We start from the raw sequence: 2,344 nt of genomic DNA, 5'->3' as shown, positions 1-2,344 counted from the left end.
CATGGCCTTGCAAGCCTTGCGACTGACACCCGGTGTGAAGTTTATGAAGAATTTACCATAACGATTCTTTGAACGCCGTGGACGAAATGTGTATCCCAGAAAATCAAACTTCTGCACGGGATTTTCTCCTCGACGATCATCGTCTTTGCAGTATACGATCTTTGTTTTGTCGGGATGCAGCTCTAATCCACATTGCCTGAACCGCATCTGCAATTGTATTAGCAATTCCTCGGCTTCTACCTTGGTTCTACAGTGGGCCACTCCATCATCCGCATATCGCACCCATGGATTTTGAGGGCGGTTCCTCTCCATCCATTTATCAAACACATAGTGAAGGAAGAGATTCGATAGCAGCGGGCTGACGACTCCCCCTTGGGGTGTCCCCGAACTTCGCTCTATTGCCCTTCCGTCTTCCGTTTCAAATGGCGCCTTGAGCCATCGCTCTATATACAGAATCACCCATTTGTTATCGGTGTGTTTTCTTACCGCGCGCATTAGCAGCTCGTGGGAGATGTTGTCGAATAGACCTTTGATGTCGAATTCCAGCAGCCAGTCATATCGCCAGCATCGTCGCCGGGTCACTGACACTGCATCGATTGCCGATTTCTTCGGCCTATACCCATACGAGTCTTTGTGAAAATACGGTTCCACATCAGGCTCGAAGTACCTCTTCGCCACCATTTGGGCTATTCGATCCGCTACCGTCGGAATGCCGAGAATTCTTACTCCTCCGTTCTTCTTGGGTATTTCTACCGCCTTGACCGGAGGTGGGAAATAACTCCCTGATGACATGCGATTCCACAGCTTGTAGAGATTGTCTTTCAGTTTCTCTTCAAACTTGGCTATCGTTTCGTCATCGATTCCCGCCGCTCCTTTGTTCGCTTTTACTTGCTTGTACGCTTTCCACACAACACGTTTGGAAATATCAAACGGTTTTGTTTTGTCCATTGGCTCCTCCCAAATTTTCTGGTTGGCCGATTTTCCAAACTAGATGACACAGCCCCTTTGCTCCACTTCCATTACAGAAATTTCTTCGCTCATACGGGCTGTTCCGCCCCTATACTCCGCATCGGTACTCTCATCCTCGTGGGTCCTCCACTTGGATTTCTCCCTTAACATCGGAGTCATAGGTTCCCACGTTCCGCACAGAAGCCTGTGCCATGTTCACGCCGCCTTCATGCCGGTCACCACCTGGACAGTAAGCAGGTTTCCTCCAGGCTTATCCCAGGTTAACGACCCCCCCCTGGTTTTGATGACATCCCTACGCTTTCGACACCTTATCAGCGGTTCACCGGTGTTCGTCTCCATGGCACCTACCTGACGAAGTCTCGCCTCGCCTTTTCCTTAACGCTCACCACCATGGCTTTTGACCACAGCAGCTTAAGGTGGTTTGAAGCCTTCACCTGCATGACGGCTCCGAAGGGCCTCCCTTCATCTTCTATGCAGCATGGCTGCAGTCAGTTGGTCTTTCTCCAACCTCCCTTCTGCGCCTTCGTGGCGCACGATCGTCGGCGTACCGGACAAAGCGGTGACCGCGTTGCTCCAGCTCTTTATCGAGGTCGTCCAGCAACACGTTTGCGAGCAACGGTGAGAGCGGAGATCCTTGCGGAGTTCCGATCTCGGTTGCCTGGATGACGTCCCCGACCAAGACTCCCGCCCGCAGGTAGCGGCCGATCAGCGCCAGCAGTTGTTTGTCGCGCAGATACTGCTGCAGCTGCCTGATGGCTCCATGGGCGGAGCGTCCGGGACGGAAGCCGAAACTCGATTCCGAGAAGCCGGAATCGAAGATCGGCGTGAGGATTTGTTGGATGGCTTGACCGATCACCCGGTCGGTGATTGTGGGAATACCGAGCAGACGGACCCCGCGGCCCGCCGGTTTCGGAATGCTCACGCGTCTCACCGGCGAGGGTTGATAGATGCCTTCCAGCAGGGCTTGGCGAATGGCAGGCCAATATGAACGGACAAAGGCCGGGAAATCGTCGATGGTCATCCCATCGACCCCGGGTGCGCCGTGATTGGCTTTCACCCGTTTCCAGGCACGTTGTACATTCGCGCGGTCAACCACACGCTCCATGAGATTCTCGTGCAGGGACGGCTGCGTGTCGCCGCGCCGATCACCGGCTCCCCCGGTCGGGTTCTGTGCCTGTGTCGAGCGGTCCACGGCTCCTCCCTGTCTCATCCTGTTCGGCCCTTTGGTGCCGGTTTATGTTTGTGCCGTACACCTCGTATGGCCTCTGCTGACTTCTGCTCGATCACGGACCGGATTGCTCCGGCCCGCGCTGCCGGGAATACGGTAGGGTCCGGTGGCGTTTCCCAGTCTTTCGGCTGGGGCCTCAGTCCGGCT

Annotated in this window: 2 protein-coding genes; both read right to left on the bottom strand. The window is 54.8% G+C overall.

Annotation, left to right across the window (positions count from 1 at the left end; all coding sequences use genetic code 11):
• Positions 1-948, bottom strand: a 948-nt coding sequence (gene ltrA / locus KJ970_10300; protein ID MBU2691308.1) for a group II intron reverse transcriptase/maturase, incomplete at its 3' end; no start/stop codon positions are given.
• A gap of 490 nt (positions 949-1,438) precedes the next feature.
• A complete protein-coding gene (locus KJ970_10295; protein ID MBU2691307.1) occupies positions 1,439-2,179 on the bottom strand; it encodes a hypothetical protein in 741 nt (246 codons plus the stop codon).
• Between the last annotated feature and the right edge of the window lie 165 nt (positions 2,180-2,344).

Source organism: Candidatus Eisenbacteria bacterium (assembly GCA_018831195.1).
In the GTDB taxonomy this organism is placed as follows: domain Bacteria; phylum Eisenbacteria; class RBG-16-71-46; order CAIMUX01; family JAHJDP01; genus JAHJDP01.
The sequence above is the reverse complement of the archived record's forward strand: the minus strand, read 5'-3'. Positions and strand labels throughout refer to the sequence as shown.

Coding starts and splice junctions, on each gene's coding strand:
- KJ970_10295 (MBU2691307.1), bottom strand. CDS start 2,179: ATGAGACAGGGAGGAGCCGTGGACCGCTCGACACAGGCACAGAACCCG.